This is a genomic window from Methylibium sp. (genome assembly GCF_013817345.1).
Classification (GTDB): domain Bacteria; phylum Pseudomonadota; class Gammaproteobacteria; order Burkholderiales; family Burkholderiaceae_C; genus Methylibium.
The window spans coordinates 1-2,981 of record NZ_JACDCW010000192.1 but is presented as its reverse complement, the minus strand read 5'-3'; the positions used below and the strand labels follow the sequence as shown (position 1 = coordinate 2,981).

The window sequence follows — 2,981 nt, the reverse complement described above, 5'->3', positions numbered from 1 at the left end:
CGTATCGATCACTTCGTGGCCTCGCACAACCAGAACGCCCAACCGTTTCGCTGGACCGCCACCGCCGATTCCATCTTGGAAAAGCTGCATCGACTTTGCTCACGTATTACCGGGACGGGACACTAGCGCCGTGGTGTTGTTGAGTCCGCCTCACCAGTCTGCAAGGGAAAGCGTAGCGCAATCGCGTCATCGCCGTGCCGCATGAACGCAGACGACGCCGTCACTTTGCAGTGCCATGTCTGCTGCGTGGTGAGCTCTGGCGCCGAAAGGCGCAGCGGGTTGAAGACCGCGCCGCAGTGCCCTGCAACGTCGCGCGCCGACCAGTAGCGCAGCCACTCGACGCCGTGCTGCCGCGCTGTGTTGGCAAGCTGATGGCAGACTGAGTAATCGTCGCCCGTCCAATTCGCACGTCGAGCGTCCCAGGGGGGCTCGCTCAGGTCGAGCGACTCACCCTGAACGGTTGCCGCAAAAAGCGTAAAGCTGACGATCAACTCGTTCTCTTGCAGTCCGTCGCTGTCCATCAGGAAGCGCCAGCGCCAGTAGCCGAGCTCCGCACAAGCGGTGACCACGGTTTCGGCGCCGTACCAGACCCCCATCGCGCCGCTCGGCCTAAAGCGCGAGGCGTGCGGCGAGGGGTACCGGAAAGGTGTAGCAATGAGGTAGTGGGCGCTCTCAGGCGCCGGCGGCTTGCTGGCCTCCAAGATTTCCTCGAGCTCGGTCTGCTCAGCCAGGCTGTCGACGAGCTTCATGGTGGCGACCACATGCTGCGCCTCGACGCCTCGCCACAATCGCGCAGTCCGATGACTGACCCTGCGCCACCACGCCTCGTCCCAAAGTGAAACATGCGGCTTGCCGCTGACCACGCCCGTCCCGTCAAGACGTGGCTCGCATCGCGTCCACGTACTGAAGCGTCAGAACAAGACCTTGCGGTGATTCGATCAGCTCGCGCGGCACGCCATTGAGCGCCCGATTGTGCGTACTCATCCACTTCGAAACTTTGATCGGGTCGTTGCCGACGATCGCGTCGAGCGACCGGAACAAGCGCACCAGCAGCGCCGCCAGTTGGCCTTCTTTGCTCTGCGGTGAGACGTCCCATTCACCCCGGCCGAGCCGGCTGACGGTGGCTTCGCTGAGGCCCACCACTCTGGCCAGCGCGGCCCCGGAAAGCCCGAGATTGCGCGCGGCGCGCCAAGTCGCCTTCGAAAGGACGCTTTGGACGACAGTTTGAGAGGCAGGTTGCATCATGGGGTCATTCTTCAGAAAGATTAGCCTGAACTTCTTTCTTTAGCAAGCCGAACAGACTTGCCTCCCCGTGGGGGCGGGCCGCGACTTGACGCTTGCGCCGGCGTCCCGATCACCTCGACAAGGCTTGCATTCGCCACGTGCGACGGAAAGCTGGTGCCCGCTCGCCCATGAAATGAACTAACGGCGTTGATGAGCGATCCTGAAATGCTAGTCGCTGAAATCCTGCAAAATCAACGGGTAGGCTGTTAGTTCATTATGAATCTTGAGCTCTTTTCCGATCCCAACGACGTAAGCCCTGCGAGCTACCGGGCTGCGCTGGCCGAGTGGATCGCTCAGCTGGAAAGCACTGGGCTGCTGCAGCGCGAATCGTCGATGCAGGTTTACGGCCACATGTGGTCCGCATTGACCGCTTGGGCCGTAGGCAACGGCGTCAAACTCACATCGCTCTCCACCTCGGACCTGGAAGCCTTTTTGGCGTCCCGTGGCGGCGCGGACGAGCTTTCCAGCCGATACGCATGGCGACTACTGCGCCTGGTCGATCGCGTGATGTCCCACCACGCCCAGGTACACGGAAACGTCCCGAACCGCGCGGCCTCCGAACTGCTCGCGGCGCGGCCCGACATCAAGTACGCGAACGCGGCAGACGCTGACCCGCTCCCTGAGTTCCTGCCTGCCACCGAAGGCAGGCGCTTGGTCGCCTACCTGTCGGCCGTCCGGCCAGGAAGAGCAGCAGCAGGGCAGGGCTGGCAGGAGGTCAGGAACCGCGCCTCGGTCGGCCTCATGCTTGGCGCTGGACTGACCCCCGGTGAAGTACGCGCGCTCGCGCTGCCCGACGTGGTGACCGAAGCTGGCCGTCTCAAAGGCGTTCCTTGGAAGCTTCGCATCGCGGGGGCCGCACCGGCTCGTGAAACACCCGTGGCTTCATGGGCTGGCCAGCTGCTTCGCGTATGGCTCGATGTCAGACAAGAGCAGCACATTCCGGGTGTTCAGGTTTTCCCATCAACGAGACTGACGGGCAAGCCCTGGGGCAAGGTAGCCCAGTACAACGCTACGAAAGACGTGCTTCAGACGGCCGGCCTCGACAACGTGGAGGGCGGCTCGTTCCGGTTGCGGCACACCTTCGCACTGCGGCAATTGAAACGGGGCAAAACCCCGGAGGAAGTGGCCAGGTGGCTCGGCGTCGTCGATCCCGGTGTCATGGCGCGCTACCGGCGCGTTATTTCCGCACCGATTGACCTCGCTTGACGAGTCAGCGAGGATGACGCCATGACCGACCTGATGGTGCTGGTAACCGTGCGGCGACTGCTGCTCGAGCTTGGATATCAGCTGCGACCGGAAGCGCCTGGCGCAGTCGTGGGACCTCTGTCGCTCTGGATTCATGAGCCGAGGCCGGACCTCGAGGGCCTCTCGCCGCTGCAGGCAATGCAGGGCAACGGAGGAGAGCAGCAAGTGCGTGAATGTCTCCGCAGGATGGTGACGCATAGCACCTCCGAGGCCTCGTTCGAACACATGGCGGCCGGACTGCCCGGACATCTGACACCCGCGTTTTCGCCGAAACACGAGTAGGCGAGTCGACCGGGCCTCGGTGTCCTTCGTCAGCCATCCCCGGCAGGCGCGTCGAGCGCCATGAGGCCGAGCGCTTTGCTTCGGTGCGCATGCACGCGCGAGTCAGCTGCTCGGACCATCCCTAAGGTGCGCAGCCCTTTCTCGGTTCGAGGGGGATGCAAATTTACAGG

General features: G+C 63.3%; 4 protein-coding genes and 1 pseudogene. 3 read left to right on the top strand and 2 right to left on the bottom strand.

Annotated elements, in window-relative coordinates:
• A pseudogene (locus H0W40_RS19775) lies at positions 1-126 on the top strand (IS630 family transposase); the annotation flags it as partial.
• Here H0W40_RS19775 and H0W40_RS19770 read toward each other — a convergent pair.
• Together H0W40_RS19770 and H0W40_RS19765 are read right to left on the bottom strand one after the other, a co-directional pair.
• Entirely contained in the window at positions 123-749 is a 627-nt protein-coding gene (locus tag H0W40_RS19770) for an RES family NAD+ phosphorylase (protein ID WP_292449623.1), read from the bottom strand. The pseudogene H0W40_RS19775 and the gene H0W40_RS19770 sit on opposite strands and share 4 nt — an antisense overlap.
• 124 nt (positions 750-873) lie before the next feature.
• Positions 874-1,245, bottom strand: a complete 372-nt coding sequence (locus H0W40_RS19765) for an antitoxin Xre/MbcA/ParS toxin-binding domain-containing protein (RefSeq protein WP_292449621.1) — start codon at positions 1,243-1,245, stop codon at positions 874-876.
• A gap of 255 nt (positions 1,246-1,500) precedes the next feature.
• On the opposite strand from H0W40_RS19765, the gene H0W40_RS19760 reads away from it, so the two are divergent.
• A complete protein-coding gene (locus tag H0W40_RS19760) occupies positions 1,501-2,490 on the top strand; it encodes a tyrosine-type recombinase/integrase (RefSeq protein WP_292449619.1) in 990 nt (329 codons plus the stop codon).
• A 21-nt stretch (positions 2,491-2,511) separates the two neighbouring features.
• Positions 2,512-2,811 carry an antitoxin Xre/MbcA/ParS toxin-binding domain-containing protein gene (locus H0W40_RS19755; protein WP_292449617.1) on the top strand — a complete coding sequence of 100 codons (300 nt, stop codon included), beginning with the start codon at positions 2,512-2,514 and terminating at the stop codon, positions 2,809-2,811.
• The last annotated feature ends 170 nt before the right edge of the window (positions 2,812-2,981 follow it).